Here is a 22195-nt window from a genome sequence, read left to right on the forward strand (position 1 = left end):
TTTAGCACATAGTATCTTTAGGTTTGGGATTTTTGAGACCGAATAATGGCCGAATGAAAAGAGCAAGCGCGGTTCCAAGCAACGCCATGACTGCCCATACCCAGCCATGCAGACTGAAGGATGCAATACCGCCGAAATATGCTCCGATGTTGCATCCAAACGCAAGTCTTGCTCCATAGCCCATTAATAGTCCACCTATAATTGAGCCTGCTGCGATACCTGGTTTAATTTTCTTAGGATTAAATGTTCCGGCAGCAGTCGCCGCAATAAATGCACCGAGGATAATACCAAAATTCATCACGCTCGTTGAGTCTGCTAAAACAGTCTGAGATAACTGAACGGCGTTTGCCCCCTGCCAGTAACCCCAGCTTGAAACATCAACTCCAACCATTTCAAGTGCTTTAGATCCCCATAGCGCAAATGCAGAAGTAATGCCCCATGGATTTCCACGCACCGTCAGCGTTAATGCGTTCAACACTGCCAGTACAATGGCTGCTGTTAGCAGGGGCCATGAACCTCTGAAAACTTTTTTCCAGCCGGTAGTCGTTGGCAATGGTTTCATAGGGGGAGGATTTCTCCGTTTTGCGAACTGTGACAATAAAAAGTAAATGATTCCAAAAAGGACCATTTGTACAGCCCATGCCCCAAAGAAGCCGAGGGAGGTGGATTCAGCCAGTGAAATTGGCGGCAACGCCCACGTTTCCTCCGTCCAAAAAGGAAGATGATAAGCCCCTAATACAGAACCGGCAATAAAAGCGAACAAGGTTAATATCATAGAAGACTGTCCGCCTCCAACCGTATATAAAGTCCCGGAGGCACATCCGCTTCCCAGCTGCATTCCAATACCGAAAATAAATGCACCGAAAAGCACACTGACTCCAACAGGTGAAACGTATCCTGCAGGAGCGACTCCTGTAAAACTAAAACCTGTGCCTAATATAATCGCAAATAATGTAGATGCTACTGCAAGCATAACCATATGCGCCTGCAAGCCCTGTACATTACCTACTGCTGCCAGGCGTCTGAAGACAGAGGTAAACCCGAATCTTGCGTATAATAAAGTAAGGCCCAATGCAATTCCAATTAAAAATAAAACCCCCTGTGTCCCGTTGGTCGTTAAGGTAATAATGGAAAATAAAATAATCGCTGCTACTATACCTAAAAAGACCAAAGGCTTCTGAAGCGGTGGAAGTGAAGATACAATCGTGGTTGAGTGCTTCTTCATTAACTCTGGAGTCTCTGAAGCATGCTGTGTCATATATGTCCCTCATTTCCTAGTGATTTAATCGGTTTTAAATTTACCATACCTGCACATACAAGTCTATTAGAATGAATCCGCTTCTCAAAAAGATATTTTAAACAAAAAAAAGACAGCTCGTCCAGCCAATGGGAGCGCGCCGTCTTCTTTATGTATGCTCTATTTTATTGGAGAAGTTTTTGATCATAGGGCTGTAACAAGTAGTAGAATGGAAGTAAGAATTCCAGTTCCGGCAAGTCCTGTTAAAATATCGGTTCTGTTATACTTAATTTTTTCTTCAAACATGTCGATCGTCCTCCTTTGTTGTATAGTACTCTTTACCTTTTTTACATCATCTATAAACGTTTTTTTCAAGATTTTATACTAGTATTATTGATATTTTTTTCTCCGTTTTAAGTGTCAATAAAGAGGGTAAATGCAAGAATAGTACATAAATATAAGGAGGAATAAAACATGAGTGATAAAAAAGGATTGTCAGATAAAGTTAAAGGTGCCGTAAGCAAGGCTACTGGCGAGGTTAAAGATCAGGTGGGAAATGCTAAAAATGACCGCAGCATGCAGCGTGAAGGGAAAAAAGATAAAACCCAGGGTGATGTCCAGCGCGGTATAGGAAATCTTAAAGACAAATAGTAAAGCAAGGCTGAGACATAACTTAAAAAGTTTATAAATTGAATCAGTCAGCGAGCTTGAGACGTTTTTTCTCAGGCTTTTTTTATGTTCAAAATAAAGAGGCTGGGGAGATTTGTACTCCCCAGCCTTGTTCATACAAATTTATTCTTGCTTATACTGCATGTAAACAACGTGAGTGACTAAAAAGTCTTCCAGACCATGTCTGCCATCTGCTCCGCCGAGCCCGGATTTTCTGACACCGGCATGGTAGCCCTGCAATGCTTCAAAATTTTCACGGTTAACAAATGTCTCACCGAATTTCAAGCCATTTACTACTCTCATAATTTCGTGGTAGTCTTCAGAATAAACAGATGAAGAGAGACCATATTCGGTATCATTGCTCATTTCAATTGCTTCATCCAATGTACTGTAGGTTACCAGAGGAAGAACAGGACCGAAAATCTCTTCTTTTATGATCGTCATATTTTGCTTGGCATTCGTAATTAACGTTGGTTCATAAAAATACCCTTTGCGATCTATTGGTTTGCCTCCGGTTAAAATGTCTGCTCCTTCTTTTTCGGCTTGTTCCACCATGGAATGAACTTCTTCCAGCCGATCCTGACTCACCAATGGGCCGAGGTCTAAATTATTTTCTTCATTTGGGTTGCCGGCTTTTGCGTTCTGCATCGCTTCCTTCAATTTAGAAGTAAAGGCTTCTGCAACATTTTCCTGAACATACACTCTTTCCGCATTTGTACATGCCTGTCCAGAATTCGTTAAACGCGATGCCATAATATGTTTGACAGCAAGATCCAAATCGGCATTTTCTGTAACAATGGCCGGCGCTTTTCCGCCAAGCTCAAGGTTTACCTTCGTGATATTTTCAGCAGCTGCCTGCATTACTTTCGTACCGGCACCGACGCTTCCGGTCATCGTAATGATGGATACTTTCGGGTGCGATGCCAATGCATTACCTAAAGTGGAACCAGTTCCTGTAATAAAATTATAAACACCTTTAGGAAGGCCATCGGTTTTTTCGATTAGCTTTGTGAACTCCGCTGCAGTATTTGGGGTCTGCTGACTCGGCTTTAGCACAATTGAGCAGCCGGCAATTAAAGCTGTGGCTACTTTGCGGGCTAAAATGAATACCGGAAAGTTCCATGGTACGATTCCAGCCACAACGCCTATCGGCTTTTTGTACATCATAATATTTTCATTAGGCCGGTCACTAGGGAGAACTTCACCTGTAATTCTACGTCCCCATTCAGACATATAGTAGAAATATTCAATTGCTGTATCTACTTCATCAGCTGCCTGGTCCTGAGGCTTTCCTTGCTCTTCAATCAGTAATTTAATAAAAGTTTCACGGTTCTCTTTAATCCCATCACCGAGCTTACGTACAATTTTCCCCCGCTCATTGGAAGGAACCTTTTCCCATTCTTTTTGGGCATTAAAAGCTGCTTCTACAGCTTTATTAACATCTTCTTCCGTCCCTTTAGGCGTTCGGGAAATTACTTCTTCAGTCGCAGGATTCACTATATCTATCCACTCATTAGAAGAAGATTCTGTGTAAGAGCCATTAATATAAAGTTTATGTTCGATCATGAATATTCCTCCTTTGATATGCAGAATACTCTCTGTTTTCCACATCATTCAAAAGAAAAACATAATTCAGCCTATCACCATCGAAATTGCCATAAAATTTACCGTATCACTGGATGTACTTCTATAGAGACATTTCCTTTAACAGCTCTAGAGATCATACAGCTTTCGTCTGCTTTAAATACGAGCCGTTCCGTTTTTTTAAAGTCGTTCTGATTTTTGACTCTAACGTATGGGCGATGGATAATTTCTTTATACGTAAAAACTCCGCTGTTGACTTCTACGCGCCCTTCTGACTCTAGAGATAGCTCTGCAACCTCAATATTTGCCCGTTCAAGCATTGCAGCGAGCGTAATGATGTAGCACGTTGAAGCAGCACCTAAAAGCATTTCATCAGGATTAGTGCCCACTCCGGGTCCGTCCATTTCTGCAGGAATGGAGATGCTTGTTTTAAGTTTTTCAGCTTCTATACTGCCAACGCTGTTTCTCCCGCCGGGCCATTTTGCGTGTAAGATAAATGAATGAAGTGCCATTACACTCTTCCTTTCTGAGATTAATCCGTATCTCATCATATCTTAAAACGCAGATCTCTCTTTGTCTAAGATTTGACGTTCAATTTAAAGAGTCATGTGGTAAAATATTTAATTATGTAATTCTTTTTCCAATCCCTCAAACAGGAGAATTATATAGTACACTGTATATTGAGAGAAACTATAATTCAGTGTTAATAAGAGGAGCGTTTGATTTATGGAACTTAAAGATACAAAACAAACAATTGAAGTAATTAAACAGCTTGTTCAAATACCCAGTCCTTCAGGTAATACCGGACGTGTCATAACATTTGTACAAAAGTGGCTCGAAGAAAAAAATATCCCTTCTGTAATTACAAATAAGGGCAGTTTAATTGTAACGGAAGAGGGAAAAGACACGTCTAAACATCGTGTACTCACAGCACATGTAGACACGCTTGGAGCAATGGTTAAAGAGATTAAAAGTGATGGCCGTCTTAAACTGTCAATGATTGGCGGCTTCAGATGGAATGCTGCAGAAGGGGAATACTGCAGCGTGGAAACATCTGACGGGAACATGATTTCCGGAACCATTTTGATGCATCAGGCATCTGTTCACGTTTATAAGGACGCAGGATCTGCTTCCAGAGATGAGCAAAATATAGAAGTCCGGCTTGACGAAGTTGTACATAATGCAGAAGATACGAGGGCACTAGGAATTGAAGTGGGAGATTTTGTTTCATTTGATCCAAGGGTAGAAGTAACTGAAAGCGGATTTATCAAATCAAGGCATCTGGATGACAAAGCCAGCGTGGGAATTTTGATGAGCGTTCTGGAAAAACTGCATACCGCTGGAGAAACACTTCCTTATACCACTCACTTTATTATCGCCAACAATGAAGAAATCGGCTATGGCGGAAATTCTAATATTCCAAAGGAAACGGTTGAATACATTGCCGTTGACATGGGTGCTTTGGGAGATGGTCAGGCTTCAGATGAATATACCGTGTCAATCTGTGCAAAAGACAGCTCTGGACCCTACCATTACGGTTTAAGAAAACAGCTGGTAGAACTTGCACAAAAGTATGATATTGACTATAAAGTCGATATTTATCCTTTTTACGGCTCGGACGCCTCAGCCGCCATGAAAGCAGGATACGACGTTAAGCATGGCCTTATAGGTGCTGGGATCGATTCTTCCCACGCAAATGAACGGACCCATGTGAGCTCCATTTCTCATACTGAAGCGTTGATATACCGCTATATTACAGCATTGATGCCAAAAGAATAAATTTCCAGTAAATAGCTCAACAGAAAAACCTAAGAAATAGATGCTAAGAAAGAGGAATAAAAAATGAAGACTATAGACCTTTTTGATAAATTAAAACTGAAAACAATCATTGGAAAACTGCCTGAGGAAGTGGAATATATTGAGGCAGATTCCAGAGCAGTTAAGCCCGGGGCAGTATTTGTCTGTATTAAAGGGCATACAGCTGATGGACATGATTATGCTCAATTAGCTGTTGAAAAAGGTGCTTCAGTGGTTGTTACTGAAAAAGAACTGGATTTAGGAGCTGGTGAAGCCGCACAGGTAATTGTCAAAAGCACTTCAAGAGCACTGGCCTTTATAGCTAATCAATTTTATTCCTACCCTTCCTATAAATTAAATGTAATTGGAGTAACAGGTACAAATGGAAAAACATCTGTTACCAATTTGATCCATCAGCTGATAAAACGGGGAGGGGAGAGATCTGCATTGTCCGGTACGATTGGCTTTGACCTGGATGGAATTCTTCATGAAAGTGCCAATACCACAAGTGATATTGTTACAACTCAGCGAATGATGGTACAGGCAATGGACCTTGGCATTCCCAATATGATATTTGAGGTTTCATCCCATGGTCTTGTTGAAGGAAGACTCTCGGGTGTTGACTTTGATGTTGTAACATTTACAAACTTAAGCCACGATCATCTGGACTTTCATGGAACGATGGAACATTATGGCTACGCAAAAGGACTGCTGTTTTCCCAGCTAGGTCAAAATCTCCAAAAACCTAAATACGCTGTCATAAATCAGGATGATGAGTGGCATGATATATATTCTCAAATGACACCTTTTGAGGTTATTTCTTACAGTATGAAAGACAAAGCGGATTTCTGGGCTAAAGATATTGTGTATATGGACGACATGACCCGCTTTGAACTTGAATCACCGGAAGGGACGTTTACAGTCGAAACGCAGCTGCTTGGGACATTTAATGTGTCAAATATATTAGCAGCCCTAGCCACCCTTTATGCAAAAGGGGAAAAGGTAGAAAAGCTCGTAGAAATCCTTAAAGAGATTCCGCCTGTTTCCGGAAGGATGGAACGTGTTCATACTGAGGCGCCATTATCAATCTACGTGGATTATGCTCATACTCCGGATGCGATTGAAAAAGCAATTCAATCGGTTATGCCTTTTAAAAAGAATCGTATTCTTTTTCTTGTAGGCACTGGAGGCAACAGGGATAAATCAAAACGTCCCGCCATGGCTGAAAAAGCATCACTTGCCGATTATGTTGTGCTGACCACAGACGATCCAAGGTTTGAAAGCTACGACAGCATTGTGAATGATTTAGGCAAAGGAATGACACACGACCAATATGCGTTGATTGGAGATCGGGAAGAAGCAGTACGTCATCTGATGGAAATAGCCGAGCCTGATGATATAATTATTTTCGCAGGAAAAGGTCACGAAAATTACCAGATTATCGAAAATACCAAATATCCCCACAGTGACAGAGGGATCGCGCTTGAAGTAATAGCTGAACGTTTTTAAATATAAAAAAGGCTGCCCATCGGCAGCCTTTTTTAACGTGAAAATATATTTAATTTAAAAGAACATACCGGCAATTGAAGCAGACAGCAGCGATGCAAGCGCACCGGCGATGACAGCACGTATTCCGAGACGCGCAATATCAGGTCTGCGTTCAGGAGCAAGATTTCCCAATCCGCCAAGAAGGATGGCAAGAGAAGAAATGTTTGCAAAACCGCAAAGCGCAAATGTGATAATCGCTACTGTTTTTTCCGATAATTGATCAATCATAGGAGCAAAACTTGCATAGGCAACAAACTCATTTAAAACAAGTTTTTGGCCAATAAAGTTTCCGGCTTGAATTGCCTCATTCCATGGAATTCCAATGGCAAAGGCAAGAGGGGCGAAGACATAGCCCAAAACTAATTCAATGGATAGGTTGTCGTAGCCGAAAAATCCGCCAATGCCTCCTAAAATTCCATTCAGCATGGCAATTAAAGCAATAAAGGCAATTAGCATAGCTCCAACGTTCAGTACAAGCTGAAGACCGGTACTGGCTCCTTTTGCAGCAGCATCAACTACATTTGCCGCTTCTGCATCTGCTTCCATTTCCAAATCTTCCGGATCCGGCCGGTCGTCTGTTTCAGGTACGAATACTTTTGCCATTACCAGACCAGCTGGTGCCGCCATAAAACTTGCAGCCAATAGATATTCAAGCGGAACTCCAAGCTGGGAATATCCGATCAATACAGAACCAGCGACTGATGCCAGTCCACCTGTCATGACAGCAAATAGCTCTGAGTTCGTCATTCTTGAGATATAAGGTTTCACGACTAAAGGAGCTTCCGTCTGGCCTACAAATATATTTGCTGCTGCAGACATGGATTCTGCTTTTCGTGTGCCGAGCAGCCAGGAAAGACCACCGCCAAGGAATTTAATAATGACTTGCATAATTTTCAGGTGATACAGAACAGAAATAAGTGCTGAGAAAAAGATAATAATACATAACACATTAATCGCAAAAACAATTCGGTCATCCTGATACATAAAGCCGCCTAAAACAAATTCAATTCCTTCATTGGCATACGTAATGATATTGTTGACGCCAAATGTCAGTCTTTCAAGTGCCCATTGGCCAGGACTTGTTTTAAGAACTAGAAATGCAAACGTCAATTGAAGGGCAAGACCTACAAATACAGGGCGCCAGTTGATTGAGCGTCTATTTGATGAAAGTGCAAAGGCAATTCCCAAAACCACGATAATGCCTGCCAGACCCCAGAGAATATTTATCACTGTGTACAACTCCATTCTTTTAGTCATGCTTGTCAAAACACTTCACTCATTTTACAATGCAATTGCAAGCGTTTCAATAATAGTCACAAAAGTGTCAAATTAATGTCAGAGGTCTGACAACTGGAGGAAAAATTACCATGAAAATTAGAAGAAGTATATCTGGTACTAATGAAAGAAAAGTATTTATTCATGAAAATAAGAAAGAGGAAACCATCTTAGTAGCCATTCCCACACTCTCGTGGTCTGCAGAATTTACATATGATGAATTAGGTGAGGAGTTAAATCATAAACTAAAGGGAACCTTGCAAAAAACAACAGACGCTGAGGAGTCAGCAGAAATTGCTCAGCGAATTTCTCAGTGGACTAATGAGATGTAAAGAGAATCCATTTTAGTATGTTGTGCAATTGCAATCCTTACTATACGATTTAGAATAAAATACGCTATTGAAACAAGAAAACCTTCTTCTGTTCATTCCAGAAGAAGGTTGTTAGGATTCAATTAATTTAATACTTTCTTACGAAGTGCTGCAAATGCAATAGCACCGCTCAATACTGCAAGCGTCATAGCATAAGGGAATAACGAATCATTTTGACCGGACGCTCCGCCAAAACCTGCTTCAGGCATTTTACTTGGCATTGTTTCAGCACCAGGAGCTGTCAATACGAGAGCTTCAATGCTGTCAAGTGTGTTGACTGCATAGACACTGTAAGCCATTCCTTCTTCAAGCGCTGTTCCGGAAAGATCAAGTACTTGATCTCCTTCAGGTGTACGTACTTCAAGATCGTAAGTATCTGCTGGAAGCTCAGTGAAATCAGTCACTCCTGGAAATGAAGCTCCGCTAAAGACCGCGTCTCCGCCAACAAGCCCCACATCAACTGTCGGTGCATCTGGAGAAAAATGTCCAGCTCGGATCTTTACCATTCCTTCTTCTATCATAAGATCATCTTGTGTAACATTCAATTCAATGGCTTCTAAGAGGTTAATGGCAGAAGCAGTATAGTAGCTGCCTGCTTCAACAGTTATCGTTTCTGTGATCACGGCAGTTTCCTGAACACCGGCAGGAAAAATTTCCACATCATGTTCACCCGCTGGCAAGGCTAAGTAATCTGTGTAGGCCTTAAATTCAGCGCCTTCAACAACCGCTTCTCCATTGACGTAAACATCTACAGCAGGGGCATCAGGTGAAGCGTGCAGGATTCTTACCCAGCCTTCACCTTCATGATCGTCAGCAAGGGCGGCTCCTCCCATTAGCGCAAGCATCATTACAGCAGCAAAAAAAGAAGCAAAAACCTTTTTCAATCCACTCACTCTCCTCTTAAAGTATTTGTACAACGTGTGTACAATCTATTTATAACTTATGTACAATATTAGATCAACTCTCAATATGCTGAAAATTCAGTGTAAATTTTAAATCAACAAAAAAAACAGTCTTGGCGGAAGGTTGGACCGGCATAAAAAAGCGTAGATAACGGCCATAATTCAACATTTTTAGCAACCGTAGATTCATTTTAAAACTAATAAAATTAAAAAAGCCTTGCAGAAATAAATACACATTTGCAATCCATTGAATGAACCACTATCATTTAATGGATACAGTTTAAAGATCGAGAGGATTAAAAAAATGACTACATTACAAAATGAAGTATTATCAAGACGGACTTTTGCTATTATATCCCACCCGGATGCCGGGAAAACAACCCTGACCGAACAGCTTTTATTATTTGGCGGCGCTATTCGAGCGGCTGGAACAGTAAAAGGAAAAAAAACAGGGAAGTATGCTACATCAGACTGGATGGAAATTGAGAAACAGCGTGGTATTTCCGTAACATCTTCTGTCATGCAGTTTGATTATGATCATAAACGCGTAAATATACTTGATACCCCGGGTCACCAGGACTTCAGTGAAGACACTTATCGAACGTTAATGGCTGTAGACAGTGCCGTCATGATTATCGATGCGGCAAAGGGGATTGAAGCGCAAACGTTAAAGCTGTTTAAGGTATGTAAAATGAGGGGCATTCCAATTTTTACATTTGTAAACAAGCTTGACCGTCAGGGCAGAGAACCGCTTGAAATTATGGAAGAACTTGAAGAAGTTCTTGGCATTGAATCTTATGCTATGAACTGGCCGATCGGAATGGGCAAGGAGTTTCTTGGCATTTATGACCGGCATCATAAAAGAATTGAACAGTTTAGAGTGGAAGATCATGAGAGGTTTTTGCCTTTGAATGATGAAGGAGAACTAGACGGTGATCATTCCATTAAACAATCAGGTCTTTATGATCAGGCACTTGAAGATGTGATGCTTCTTGAAGAAGCAGGAAATGAATTCACTGAAGAACGTCTGGCGAATGGAGAAATTACACCCGTTTTCTTCGGCAGTGCTCTGACCAATTTCGGAGTACAAACCTTTTTGGAAACCTATCTTGAATTCGCTCCTGCACCGCAGCCCAGAGAATCAGATATTGGTCCGATTGCGCCGGCTTCAGAAGAATTTTCAGGATTTGTTTTTAAAATTCAAGCCAATATGAACCCCGCACATAGAGACCGGATTGCATTTTTGCGCATTTGTTCAGGTAAGTTTGAAAGAGGAATGTCCGTACAATTATCCAGAACGGGCAAGACCATTAAACTATCTTCCTCTACTTCCTTTTTAGCAGATGACCGAAATACGGTCGATGTGGCGGTAAGCGGTGATATTATTGGAATTTACGATACGGGTAACTATCAGATCGGCGACACGATTACGGAAAGCAAAAAAAGCTTTCATTTTGAAAAGCTTCCACAGTTCACACCTGAATTATTTATGAGAGTCACCGCTAAAAATGTGATGAAGCAGAAGCATTTTCACAAAGGAATTAATCAGCTCGTACAGGAAGGTGCAATCCAGCTTTATAAAACACTACGGACGGAAGATGTCATTTTAGGGGCTGTCGGCCAGCTGCAATTTGAAGTATTTGAGCACCGCATGAAAAATGAATACAATGTGGATGTCATGATGGAGAATATCGGTTCTAAAATTGCCAGATGGATCGAAAACGAAAATGAAGTAAAGGATTCAATGTCTTCAAGCAGAAGCATGCTTGTTAAAGACCGGCATGACAGGCTGGTATTTCTATTTGAAAATGATTTTGCTATGCGCTGGTTTTCTGATAAACATCCTGATATAAAACTTTACAGTCTGCTTTAGAAAATTTTATCTACTCATGTATAATACAAAATTCATAAATTTCACAAAGAGCGAGCTTGGGACAAAAGTGTCTCAAGCTCTTTGACCGTTTTGGCTGCGCTTTAGGCGGACCCTTTCCTCAGGTACGGCGCTGAGCCCTCCTCAGGCTTTGCCTTTCTTGGTCTCAGCTTGCCGTCATGTCCTGCAGGAGTCGCCACCTTCCGCTCCGCTCACCTACTACTTTTAATAAAATTTCCTCATTTTTTTCACTTATTTTAGTTTTATCCAAGCCACATTCCTTTTAATTTTGACTACTTAATCCTCCTGATCAAGTACTTTTCTAACAATATGACATTACATAAAACTGTCCTGATTATATTTAAAAAACCTAAATAAAAAAATTTACTAAAAAAGGTTTTCATAGTGACTATTTACATATAAAATAAGAATAATACTATTTAACTATAAAAGGGAGTGGGTCGAAAGATGGATTATTCGTGCAGCCAATGCGGGGTGTCAGTTAATTTTAACAAACAAGGAACATTTTTTGTAAAACAAATACAGCTTAGTGAGGCACAAACGATATCCCGTTCGTTTTATCAATCTGACAATTCTGCAGCACTTAATTACACGAATCTTCAAGATATTGAAGAAGCAGCAAAAAAAATATATGCAAGGGGATATCATCATGTGAACTGCGGAGTGGCTCATCAAGGCGGCACAGCATCGTTTATGGACATTCAATTATTCCTTGAAAGAATTCAAAACCGAGAAACGATTGAATTCATTCAAAATGGCAAATTTGTCAGTCATTTGCAGCCAATATTAAAAGTTGATTCAGGAGACGTTTACGCCTACGAATCCTTGCTCCGCTCGAACGATCCATCAAAAAGCATCTCTCCATTTGAATTGTTTAAAGTCGCGAATACTACTGGTTTTCATTCACTTCTTGATCAGCGGGCAAGAGAAGAGGCTATTAAGGCCAAAAAAATGCATATTCAGCATGGAATTAAAAGCTTTATAAATTTTCTTCCTTCAACCATTTACAATCCGGAGTATTGTTTGAAACATACGTTTAATATTGTAAAAAAATATGATATAGACCCTGAAGACCTGGTGTTTGAAGTGGTAGAAACAGAAAAAATCACTGATGTAGATCACCTTAAATCCGTGTTTAATACCTACAAGCGTGAAGGAATTAAAGTAGCACTTGATGATGTGGGGGCAGGATTTTCAACGATCGATATGCTGAAGCTTCTAGAGCCAGATTATGTAAAAATTGATCGATCATTTATTTCCTTCTGCGATACGAGTGCGGAAAAACAAGATTTCTTAAAAGAGGTTCGTGAAACATCCCAAAATTTAGGCATAAAAGTTCTTGCAGAAGGAATTGAGCGTCAAGAAGAATTGGAAATATGCCAGAAGCTCGGGCTTGACCTGTGCCAGGGCTATCTTTTTGGAAAACCATCAGAGTCTGCACAATTGCCGGCAGTAACTGAAGCATTTGTTTCGTAACTGAGAGTAAGAAATCTGATTTCTCAAAAGCCGGTTGACTGTATTGAAATTTATGCTATTATAAGAATGATTCTTTAGCGCTTAAAAGCGTTTAAGTGAAATAGCATAAAGCGACGATCCGGCAGACAGAGTAAAAAATTCATGTGCAGAACATAGAGACTAAGTGGGTGGTGAAAGCTTAGGCAATGAGTTTTTGAATTACACTGCCATTAGTGGATGTACGAAATAAAGCGAACTGTGTACACAGTTTAACAGGGTGGTACCGCGGAGAACTTCTTCGTCCCTAACCAGGGATTAAGACGTTCTCTTTTTTATTTTGGCTATAAAAAGGCTATTAAACGACCCATACTGTTAACAATGAGGAAAGAATCTAAGAACTCTCTTTTAGGAAATACGTTTTGTGATCTATATTGAATAGCCAGGAGGTAATAAATATGAACGAAACTGAGTCTTTTAAAACGTCAAACAGAGAAGCAATTTTCATTCTTTTTACTATAGTAGCGTGTATCAGTGCAAGTATGATCCACTTTCAAACAGTTCCACACATTCCAATCGTCATCAGTATTCTGCTGCTTTTTGGATTTGGTTTATGGAAGAGAGTTTCAATTAAAGAACTGCAGGAAGGGATGACCTCCGGTGCAGCTTCAGGATTAAGCGCCGTCTTTTTATTTTTCTTTATTGGCATGCTGATCAGCAGTTTCATCCTTTCAGGGACCATTCCGACTTTAATGTACAGCGGGCTGCTGATCGCTGACTGGCCATTTTATTTTTCAATTGTTTTTATCGTTACAGCGATGGTTGGAATCTCCATAGGAAGTTCGCTGACTACCACTGCTACATTAGGGGTAGCGTTTATAGGGATGTCTACGTCCCTGGATTATTCCCTTGCAGTAACAGCAGGAGCAATCGTGTCGGGTGCCTTCTTCGGAGATAAGATGTCACCTTTGTCCGATACAACGAATCTTGCTTCTACGGTTGTTGGGGTGGATCTGTTTGATCATATAAGAAATATGACGTGGACAACCCTCCCTGCGTTTATTCTTTCATTACTGGTGTTTGGAATTCTATCACCTGCTAATGAGGAAGCAATCACGGGCGAAAGTCTGGATATTCTACGAAACGGGCTCACCGATACTGGGCTCATCCATTGGTATTCTCTGCTGCCTATCGCAGGACTGCTTATAATGGCGGTAAAAAAGGTGCCAGCCAAGCTTGCTCTTGCAGTAACGATTGTTTTTAGTATTTCATTGTCATACATGCACACATTTACCTCTTATTCAGACTTGGCATCGATTTTAATGGATGGGTATGTTTCTTCCACTGGTATAGAAAACATTGATGAACTCCTTACAAGAGGCGGACTACAGTCCATGCTTTTTACTGTTTCTCTTGTTCTCCTCGCACTTGGTCTGGGAGGACTTCTTTTTAAACTGGGCATCATAAAAGCATTACTTTCCCTGGTCGAAAAGAAGCTGAAAAAATCATCCTCTGCTCTGCTATCTGCGGCTGGAACAGCTTTTGGCATTAATGTCGTTATAGGAGAACAATACTTATCAATCCTTCTGGCCGGAGAATCTTACAAACGGTCCATTGACGACTTAAGTCTTGAAAGAAAAAATTTATCCAGGGTGCTTGAAGATGCAGGAACTGTGGTTAATCCACTCGTGCCATGGGGAGTGTGTGGGGTATTTATCACCAGCGTGCTTGGAGTGCCCACGCTTGAGTACATTCCCTTTGCGCTGTTTTGTCTGCTCTGCCCCGTACTGACCGTGCTGTTTTGCTTAACTGGATGGACCATTACCCACCAAAAAAAGAATAGCTCTATATTGTAAAATAAAATGATAAGTGAGGCTGGGACAGAACTCAAACAAGTTTAAAAAATGAGGATCTATTTATTACTAGTAGTAGGTGAGCGGAGCGGAGGGTGGCGACTCCTGCAGGATATGACGGCAAGCTGAGACCCCTTAAGGCAAAGCCTTTAGGAGGGCTCAGCGCCGTCCCTGCGGAAAGCGTCCACCTGAAGCGAAGTGAACCGGTCGTAGAGCTTGAGACACTTTTGTCCCAAGCTCTTTTTATAAAAATAACGATTTGCCCATAAATTACCTCTATCATAGAAGCACTAATTTAAAAAACATAGAATCTTCAGAGTGAAGAAAAGGCATTTAGAATAATTGGTAATTTTGTTTATATTGTGAACGACCGCTTTAAATATTGAATAACGACACACTAGTCAGTATAGTAAATAGACATAGTATGATAGTTGGACGATGTCAATTTTGTCCGGCGGAGGGAGAGTTTCGGTTGAATATCAGTAATTTCTCAGTAAGAAGACCTGTTTTTACCATTGTCACCATGCTTTTAGTAATTTTACTCGGGACTATTTCTTTAACAAGAATCCCAATTAAACTTATTCCGGATATAAATCCTCCGGTTGCAGTCGTCGTAACCTCGTATCCCGGTGCAAGCCCCACGGAAGTTCTTGAAAAAGTCACTAAGCCGATTGAATCTCAGCTAGCGCTGCTTCCTGGATTGAAAAATGTTCAGTCCACTTCGGAAGAAGGATCTAATCTGGTCTTCCTTGAATTTACTTTTGCAACAGATATAGATGAAGTAGAAGGAGATATCCAGCAGGCTGTTCAGCAGGTGGAAGTGCCTGAAGGTGCAGCTGAGCCAAGGGTTCTGAAATTTGATCCTTCTCAATTTCCAGTCATACAGCTAAGCCTGAGATCGTCTGACGATTCAGCAGATATCCGGGAACTTGCTGAAGAATTAGAACTGGAATTAACCCGAACAGATGGCGTTGCAAGCGTCGATATTTCCAATTCACTATCCGAAGAAGTCCGGATTTTGTTGGATCAGGACCAGCTTGAAGAATATGGACTTACGCAATCAGATGTGCTGAATTCTATTCAGTCCAATAATATCTCATTTCCTGGTGATACCGTTCAGACGGAAGGCAAGGACCTCACTACAAGAATTTTAAGCACCCTTACTTCAGTCGAAGACATTGAGGATCTTGTTATTACCGTTAATCCGGCAGATGGAGAAAATATACTTATCAGTGATCTTGCGGAAGTAACATTAGGGGAGGAAGAGTCTGATGTTATAACACGTGCAAATGAAGAACAAGCGGTTCTGATTAGTGTGCTGCAGGAGTCCGATGCCAATACAGCTGATGTATCCACAGCTTTTCAGGACGAGCTAAACCGTTTGCTTGAGGAAGACCGCTACGAATCCATTACTGCGGATGTGTTATTTGACCAGGGGGATTATATCCAGCTGGCCATTGGAAACATTGGTAATGCCCTGATTATTGGTGGGCTTTTCGCCATGATCGTTTTATTCCTGTTTTTACGTAATGTAAAAAGTCCGATTATTATTGGAGTAGCCATTCCATATTCGGTTATCGTTACATTTGTTTTAATGTTTTTCTCAGACTTCTCCTTAAATATCTTTACGCTGGGTGCTTTGGCACTGGGAATCGGAATGCTTGTGGATAATGCCATTGTAGTACTTGAAAATATATTCAGGCATTTATCCATGAAAAAAGATCCTAAAACAGCCGCTAAAGATGGGGCAAAGGAAGTAGCGGGAGCGATAACCGCTTCTACCTTAACAACGGTAGCTGTGTTTATTCCTGTTATTTTTATTGAAGGATTGATTGGAGACCTTTTTACCGAATTTGCTTTAACCATATCATTCAGTTTATTTGCTTCTTTGGTAGTGGCACTGACAGTTGTACCGATGCTCGCGAGCAGACTGCTTAAAACTCCGCCTAAAAACTTTGAAGCAGAGCGAAAGCAGACATCGTATATGAAGGGCTTTGAAAAAACGATTCGCTGGGCACTTCGCAGACGCTGGGCGCCTATACTGCTGACTTTCCTGCTTCTTGCAGGCGGTGCAGCAGGAATTACCACTGTAGGAACGCAATTTCTACCTGCAACAGATGAAGGGTTCTTTAGTATCCGTGTTTCATTAGAGAATGGTACGGCTCTTGAAGAAACAGACAGAGTAGTAGAAGCGATAGAAGAGGAATTGAAACAAGAAGAAGCAGTTGAGGTGTATGTCAGTCAGGTAGGTGCACTCCAGCAGGGCTCCTTTGATGGGGGATCGGATGGAAGTATAGCTGATATATCAGTGAAGATGATTCCACTTGATGACCGGGATGTTTCTGTCTTTGAATTTATTGAAGATCTTTCTCCAAAAATCGAAGAAGCAGCACTCGAAGTAAATGAAACCGCAGAAGTGTCAGCGGATCTGCAGACAGCCACAGGATCATCACCGCAGACGCTGTCCTTCTCCGTCAGGGATACTGATGAGTCCAGACTGGAGGAAGCTGTTGATGAAATCGAAACAGCTCTTCTGGATCTTGATTCCATTACAGAAGTTGAAACTGACCTTGAAGATACAGTAGAGGAAATACAGCTTACAATTGACCGGGAAAGCGCGCGTGAGTACGGATTTGCGCCTGCTCAAATTGCTCAATCAGTCAACAATGTAACAAGGGGCGCATTAGCTACACAAATCATCTCTGAAAATTCTCAGGTATACAGTGTATTTGTGCAGTATGAAGAAGAAGTGGCTAATACACTTGAAGGATTACGGTCACTTTCATTGCGGGCTCCGAGCGGAAGTTTTGTTGAATTGCAGGAACTGGCTGCTATCGAAACAGCAGAAGGACCTGTATCCATTCAACGTATTGATCAGCAGGCGGCAGTAGGGTTTACAGCTACGTATACCTCTGGAACCAACCTCGGTTCTATATCAACCGAAGTGGATGAAGTAATCGCTGATCTTGAACTCGCGGATGAAACAGAAGTAGTATTTGGCGGAGACAGAGAGCTCTTGGATGATTCTCTTAACGATATGCTCTTAGCCGTTGTACTTGCGATCATTTTGGTTTACTTTGTAATGGCCGCACAATTTGAATCGTTTAAATACCCATTCGTCATTATGTTTACTGTACCGCTAATGGTCATTGGTGTGGCAATTGCACTAGTTGTTACTCAAACCCCGGTCAGTGTGACCGCTATTATTGGTCTGTTAGTACTCTCAGGTATTGTTGTAAACAATGGGATTGTGCTGGTCGATTATATTAACCAGCGAAAAGCGGATGGCATGTCAAGCTATGATGCTATTGTGACTTCCGTCCGGGACCGGCTTCGTCCAATTCTGATGACTGCTTTAACCACGATTCTTGGCCTTCTTCCGCTGGCCTTGGGAATTGGGGAAGGAACGGAAATTAATCAGCCGATGGCAATTACAGTTATAGGAGGACTTATCAGTTCTACATTCCTCACCCTGTATATTGTCCCGATTGTTTACAGCTTCTTAGATCCTGAAACAAGAAAGATGAATCGCAAAAAAAGTAAAAAGAAAATACAAGTGAACGAAAATTAATATGAAGGGGTTCAGCCAAAATGGTTGAACCCCTTATTTAATATCTTTACTATTGAATAAAAAGGGGGAATAAAAGAATGAAAGAAGGTTATTTTATTACAGGTTTTCCCGGTTTTATTAGTGAACAACTTATAAAATTCTGGCTTTCTGAAAGCAGTGAAAAAAAAATCTATGTGCTGGTGCTTCCTGCTATGATGAAAAAAGCCAACGAAACCATTGAAAAGCTGATGCGTGAAGGAATGAATACATCCACCATTCACGTTATAGAGGGAGATATTACAAAAAAAGATCTGGGCTTGCCGCTCCCAACAAAAGAGCATCTTCAGAACAAGATACACTATGTTTGGCATCTCGCAGCAGTATACGATCTTGCTGTTGAAAAATCTCTGGCCTATAAAGTGAATGTTACCGGTACGTATCATGTAAATGAATGGGTAAAGGGTCTACCAAACTTAAAGCGCTACGTCTATTTCAGCACCGCATATGTTGCAGGGAGAAGAGAAGGGGCTATTAGAGCGGATGAACTAATACGTCCATATCAATTTAGAAATTACTATGAAGAAACAAAATACGAAGCGGAAGTATTGGTCCAAAAATGCAAAAAAGAGATTCCAATTACTATTTTCAGGCCTTCTATTGTGAAAGGAGACAAAAAGGGGGCTACCACGAAGTTTGATGGTCCATATTATTTAATGAATATTATGGACAGATTAAGGAAATACGGATCAATCCCTTACATAGGAAAAAGCAGTGCCGAATTAAACGTCGTACCTGTGGATTATGTGATTGCAGCTGCTGACTGGCTGAGCAGATTGGATAACAGTGCAGGAAAGACGTATCACCTGACAGACCCGCAAGCTTACCCTGCGCGGGAAATTTTCCGCTTTATGATGATGGCGCAGATTGGAAAAAAACCAACATACACTGTTCCTTACTCATTAGTTAATAAACTTCTTCGTGTACCTTATATCAGAAAATATTTAGGTGTGGAGAGACAGGCGCTTGACTATTTTCAATATATGGGAAGGTTTGTTCAGGATGAGACAGAAAAAGACCTGGCGGGCTCTACTATCAGCTGCCCCGACTATTTAGACACATTGGGAGCAATGGTGACATATTATGAACAGCATAAAAATAATAAAAACTTACATCCTCCTGTAAACTGAAAAAAATTAAACATATGTGTACAATTTTCCATCAGGTGTTATAATAAAATAAATTAAATATTTCTTTGACATGCTGTCAAGGGGGAGTAGCTATGGTCGCTTTAATCAGGCGGCTAATTACTGGTCGTCATCACATGGAGTCATCATCCATCGGCCTTAATGGCATATACATATGCTTAGCAAGACCTTTGCCTTTTATTAGGTAAAGGTCTTTTTTGCGGTTTTTTGCATAGGCACCCCATGATATTGGTGACAATGAAGTAAAGGAGGAAAATGAATGGATGCAGCTTTACTATTAGAGTACGGATGGGTTTTACTCATCCTTGTGGGGTTAGAAGGTATACTAGCAGCGGATAATGCAGTAGTAATGGCAGTGATGGTAAAGCATCTCCCGCCGGAGCAAAGAAAGAAGGCATTATTTTACGGTCTATTTGGAGCTTTTATCTTCCGTTTTGCATCTTTATTTCTGATTGCAGTCTTAATTGATGTATGGCAGGTGCAGGCGCTTGGAGCTATTTATTTGTTATATATTTCAATCAGCCATATTATAAAGCAGGCCCGTTCTTCTAAAGCTGAACTCACAGACGTAGAAAAAGCAAAAAAAGAAACAGAGGGTTCAGGATTTTGGATGACAGTTCTAAAGGTGGAAATTGCAGATATTGCATTCGCCATCGATTCCATGCTTGCAGCAGTCGCACTGGCTTTGACATTGCCGGCAGTTGGAGCATTCGAAATAGGCGGCATTGATGGAGGCCAATTTATCGTAATCTTCCTGGGTGGCTTGATTGGCTTGATCATCATGAGGTTTGCAGCTCACTGGTTCGTTCGTCTGCTCGGTAAATACCCATTGCTTGAAACAACTGCATTTTTAATTGTCGGATGGGTTGGGGTTAAGCTGGTAGTTCTTACGCTTGGGCATCCGAACCTTGCAATTATCGATACTCACTTCCCGCATTCGACGCCATGGAAAATCATTTTCTGGAGCATATTGGTTATCATCGCAGTGGGAGGCTATATCCTGGCAAGAAAGAAAGGAAGTCAGGAAAATATAGAAGATCTTTCGGTTTAAGGACACAAAACCTTACAATGGGCTTTTTGGGAACTCGCATATTTGTGAGTTTTCAGACAGCCTTTTTGTATGGATTTTGTATGGATTTTGTATGGATTTTGTATGGATATTGAGAATTCATAAAAACATTTTAATTTTTTCAAGTATTGATTAGGAAAATATAGCTCCTTTAGCTAAAAGAAAGTTAGGCAAAAAAAGGGGTATAATAACAATATGATGCAAATTTTTGATGGTTTTTCATTTACTCATTCCTTTTCTGTCGAAAATCAGCTAAGCTATCATTAGACTAAGGCAAGTGAAAGGATTTAACCTATGTGGTCAAAAATTAAAAATAGAATTAGAACATTGAAGCCGTTTCAATTAATTGTTGTGTATTATTTTCTCGCCATCAGCCTTTCGTTTATTTTGCTAAGGCTTCCGGGAGTTCATCAAAATGGTGAATACATATCGTTTATTGATTCGCTCTTTACTGCAGTCAGTGCAGTAAGTGTAACGGGCTTAACCGTTATAAATATTTCAGAAACTTATACTACATTCGGATACTTTATGATGATATTAATTCTGCAGCTTGGCGGAATTGGAATTATGTCTTTGGGAACCTTTGTCTGGCTTCTGGTTGGCAAGCGGATTGGCTTAAGAGAAAGACAATTGATAATGGTTGACCATAATCAATACAATTTATCCGGTGTAGTGAAGCTTATTATTGAAATCATAAAAATCCTTCTTTTAATTGAAGCTGCAGGCGCTCTGCTGCTTGCTGTTTACTTTACACAATTTTACGATTCCATAGGAGAAGCATTGCTTCAGGGAGTATTTGCTTCAGTATCAGCCACTACTAATGGAGGGTTTGATATTACCGGTCAATCTCTTCTGCCCTATGCAGATGATTACTTTGTACAAACAGTAAATATATTACTTATCATTCTGGGGGCAATTGGATTCCCTGTTTTAATTGAGCTAAAACAGTTTTTGTCAAATAAAACAGGAAATTTTCGCTTTTCCCTGTTTACGAAACTGACGACCATAACATATGGTATTTTATTGGTGCTGGGGACGCTTTTTATTTTCCTTTTAGAATTCAACCAGCGCTTTGAGGGAATAAGCTGGCATAAGGCGTTCTTTTATTCTTTGTTTCAGTCTGCTTCCACAAGGTCAGGCGGTCTTGTAACGATTGACGTCAGTACCTTCACGGAGGCTACTCAGATCTTATTAAGTTTACTGATGTTTATCGGGGCCTCACCAAGTTCTGTGGGCGGTGGAATCAGGACGACTACCCTGGCGATAGCGATTTTATTTTTGATTCACTTTTCAAGAGGGAACAATCAAATACAAGTGTTTGGACGAGAGGTCCACTTAATTGATGTTTACCGTTCTTATGCAGTTATTATACTGGCTTCCTTCATGGCCATAACATCCGTTTTATTAATAATGGCTTTCGATGCTCATGACTTTATTTCTGTCGTATTTGAAGTAACTTCAGCGTTCGGAACATCAGGCATGTCCATGGGCATTACACCTGACTTATCCACCCCAAGCAAATTTATTATAATGGTCCTGATGTTCATTGGGAGAGTCGGGCTGATTTCATTTCTATTTATGATCGGCGGAAATAATAAAAAAGCAAAATATCACTATCCAAAAGAGCGGGTTATTATTGGCTGATTATTCTGACCCGAAAGAGTGTGGGACGAACAGTCATATAACAGTAAAAGTTTTATAAATGAATTTGTATGCATAGTACCGATCCTGAGAAAAGCATCCTGTTGAAGAGCGGGGAACCAGTTAAAGGGCCTGAGACACTAAAGTCTCA

At 40.7% G+C, this 22195-nt stretch carries 16 protein-coding genes; 11 read left to right on the forward strand and 5 right to left on the reverse strand.

Annotated features, from left to right (window positions below; all coding sequences use genetic code 11):
- Window position 1: 1 nt before the first annotated feature.
- Entirely contained in the window at window positions 2-1225 is a 1224-nt protein-coding gene (locus P6709_RS15000; protein WP_442905346.1) for a YeeE/YedE family protein, read from the reverse strand.
- Between the two features lie 486 nt (window positions 1226-1711).
- Between P6709_RS15000 and P6709_RS15005 the strand changes: the two genes are divergently transcribed.
- On the forward strand, window positions 1712-1888 hold the full coding sequence (locus P6709_RS15005) for a CsbD family protein (RefSeq protein WP_278241745.1): 177 nt from the start codon (window positions 1712-1714) through the stop codon (window positions 1886-1888).
- Window positions 1889-2029: 141 nt separating this feature from the next.
- Here P6709_RS15005 and aldA read toward each other — a convergent pair whose 3' ends face one another.
- Window positions 2030-3472: an aldehyde dehydrogenase gene (gene aldA, locus P6709_RS15010; RefSeq protein ID WP_278241746.1), complete on the reverse strand. Its 1443-nt coding sequence runs from the start codon at window positions 3470-3472 to the stop codon at window positions 2030-2032.
- 98 nt (window positions 3473-3570) lie between these two features.
- The gene (locus tag P6709_RS15015) at window positions 3571-4002 is read right to left on the reverse strand and encodes an OsmC family protein (RefSeq protein ID WP_278241747.1); all 432 of its coding nucleotides are present in this window, start codon (window positions 4000-4002) and stop codon (window positions 3571-3573) included.
- 214 nt (window positions 4003-4216) lie between these two features.
- Here P6709_RS15015 and P6709_RS15020 point away from each other — a divergent pair, with 214 nt between their 5' ends.
- Both P6709_RS15020 and P6709_RS15025 read left to right on the forward strand, forming a co-directional pair.
- On the forward strand, window positions 4217-5269 hold the full coding sequence (locus tag P6709_RS15020) for a M42 family metallopeptidase (protein ID WP_278241748.1): 1053 nt from the start codon (window positions 4217-4219) through the stop codon (window positions 5267-5269).
- Window positions 5270-5332: 63 nt separating this feature from the next.
- A complete protein-coding gene (locus P6709_RS15025) occupies window positions 5333-6796 on the forward strand; it encodes a UDP-N-acetylmuramoyl-L-alanyl-D-glutamate--2,6-diaminopimelate ligase (RefSeq protein ID WP_278241749.1) in 1464 nt (487 codons plus the stop codon).
- Between the two features lie 54 nt (window positions 6797-6850).
- Here the strand turns inward: P6709_RS15025 and P6709_RS15030 are convergent, their stop codons facing one another.
- The gene (locus tag P6709_RS15030) at window positions 6851-8062 is read right to left on the reverse strand and encodes a NupC/NupG family nucleoside CNT transporter (protein WP_278241795.1); all 1212 of its coding nucleotides are present in this window, start codon (window positions 8060-8062) and stop codon (window positions 6851-6853) included.
- A 140-nt stretch (window positions 8063-8202) separates the two neighbouring features.
- On the opposite strand from P6709_RS15030, the gene P6709_RS15035 reads away from it, so the two are divergent.
- Window positions 8203-8442 carry a YueH family protein gene (locus P6709_RS15035; RefSeq protein WP_278241750.1) on the forward strand — a complete coding sequence of 80 codons (240 nt, stop codon included), beginning with the start codon at window positions 8203-8205 and terminating at the stop codon, window positions 8440-8442.
- 122 nt (window positions 8443-8564) lie between these two features.
- On the opposite strand, the gene P6709_RS15040 is transcribed toward P6709_RS15035, so the two are convergent.
- The gene (locus P6709_RS15040) at window positions 8565-9365 is read right to left on the reverse strand and encodes a DUF4397 domain-containing protein (RefSeq protein WP_278241751.1); all 801 of its coding nucleotides are present in this window, start codon (window positions 9363-9365) and stop codon (window positions 8565-8567) included.
- 322 nt (window positions 9366-9687) lie between these two features.
- On the opposite strand from P6709_RS15040, the gene P6709_RS15045 reads away from it, so the two are divergent.
- The 7 genes from P6709_RS15045 to P6709_RS15075 all read left to right on the forward strand — a co-directional run bounded on the left by P6709_RS15045 (window position 9688) and on the right by P6709_RS15075 (window position 22047).
- Window positions 9688-11256 (forward strand): peptide chain release factor 3, encoded by a 1569-nt coding sequence (locus tag P6709_RS15045; protein ID WP_278241752.1) that lies wholly within the window; start codon window positions 9688-9690, stop codon window positions 11254-11256.
- A 465-nt stretch (window positions 11257-11721) separates the two neighbouring features.
- Window positions 11722-12750, forward strand: a complete 1029-nt coding sequence (locus P6709_RS15050; RefSeq protein ID WP_278241753.1) for an EAL domain-containing protein — start codon at window positions 11722-11724, stop codon at window positions 12748-12750.
- 434 nt (window positions 12751-13184) lie between these two features.
- Entirely contained in the window at window positions 13185-14582 is a 1398-nt protein-coding gene (nhaC, locus tag P6709_RS15055; protein ID WP_278241754.1) for a Na+/H+ antiporter NhaC, read from the forward strand.
- A 469-nt stretch (window positions 14583-15051) separates the two neighbouring features.
- Window positions 15052-18150, forward strand: a complete 3099-nt coding sequence (locus P6709_RS15060; protein WP_278241755.1) for an efflux RND transporter permease subunit — start codon at window positions 15052-15054, stop codon at window positions 18148-18150.
- Window positions 18151-18227: 77 nt separating this feature from the next.
- Window positions 18228-19316 (forward strand): SDR family oxidoreductase, encoded by a 1089-nt coding sequence (locus P6709_RS15065; RefSeq protein WP_278241756.1) that lies wholly within the window; start codon window positions 18228-18230, stop codon window positions 19314-19316.
- 277 nt (window positions 19317-19593) lie between these two features.
- Window positions 19594-20385: a TerC family protein gene (locus P6709_RS15070; RefSeq protein ID WP_278241757.1), complete on the forward strand. Its 792-nt coding sequence runs from the start codon at window positions 19594-19596 to the stop codon at window positions 20383-20385.
- Between the two features lie 312 nt (window positions 20386-20697).
- On the forward strand, window positions 20698-22047 hold the full coding sequence (locus P6709_RS15075; RefSeq protein ID WP_278241758.1) for a TrkH family potassium uptake protein: 1350 nt from the start codon (window positions 20698-20700) through the stop codon (window positions 22045-22047).
- Window positions 22048-22195 lie beyond the last annotated feature (148 nt).

This window comes from Jeotgalibacillus sp. ET6 (assembly GCF_029667115.1).
Lineage (GTDB): Bacteria > Bacillota > Bacilli > Bacillales > Jeotgalibacillaceae > Jeotgalibacillus.

Excerpts from the sequence above, each read along its gene's own strand:
- P6709_RS15000 (WP_442905346.1), bottom strand. The coding sequence starts at position 1,225 with ATGAAGAAGCACTCAACCACGATTGTATCTTCACTTCCACCGCTTCAG.
- P6709_RS15005 (WP_278241745.1), top strand. The coding sequence starts at position 1,712 with ATGAGTGATAAAAAAGGATTGTCAGATAAAGTTAAAGGTGCCGTAAGC.
- aldA (WP_278241746.1), bottom strand. The coding sequence starts at position 3,472 with ATGATCGAACATAAACTTTATATTAATGGCTCTTACACAGAATCTTCT.
- P6709_RS15015 (WP_278241747.1), bottom strand. The coding sequence starts at position 4,002 with ATGGCACTTCATTCATTTATCTTACACGCAAAATGGCCCGGCGGGAGA.
- P6709_RS15020 (WP_278241748.1), top strand. The coding sequence starts at position 4,217 with ATGGAACTTAAAGATACAAAACAAACAATTGAAGTAATTAAACAGCTT.
- P6709_RS15025 (WP_278241749.1), top strand. The coding sequence starts at position 5,333 with ATGAAGACTATAGACCTTTTTGATAAATTAAAACTGAAAACAATCATT.
- P6709_RS15035 (WP_278241750.1), top strand. The coding sequence starts at position 8,203 with ATGAAAATTAGAAGAAGTATATCTGGTACTAATGAAAGAAAAGTATTT.
- P6709_RS15045 (WP_278241752.1), top strand. The coding sequence starts at position 9,688 with ATGACTACATTACAAAATGAAGTATTATCAAGACGGACTTTTGCTATT.
- P6709_RS15050 (WP_278241753.1), top strand. The coding sequence starts at position 11,722 with ATGGATTATTCGTGCAGCCAATGCGGGGTGTCAGTTAATTTTAACAAA.
- nhaC (WP_278241754.1), top strand. The coding sequence starts at position 13,185 with ATGAACGAAACTGAGTCTTTTAAAACGTCAAACAGAGAAGCAATTTTC.
- P6709_RS15065 (WP_278241756.1), top strand. The coding sequence starts at position 18,228 with ATGAAAGAAGGTTATTTTATTACAGGTTTTCCCGGTTTTATTAGTGAA.
- P6709_RS15070 (WP_278241757.1), top strand. The coding sequence starts at position 19,594 with ATGGATGCAGCTTTACTATTAGAGTACGGATGGGTTTTACTCATCCTT.
- P6709_RS15075 (WP_278241758.1), top strand. The coding sequence starts at position 20,698 with ATGTGGTCAAAAATTAAAAATAGAATTAGAACATTGAAGCCGTTTCAA.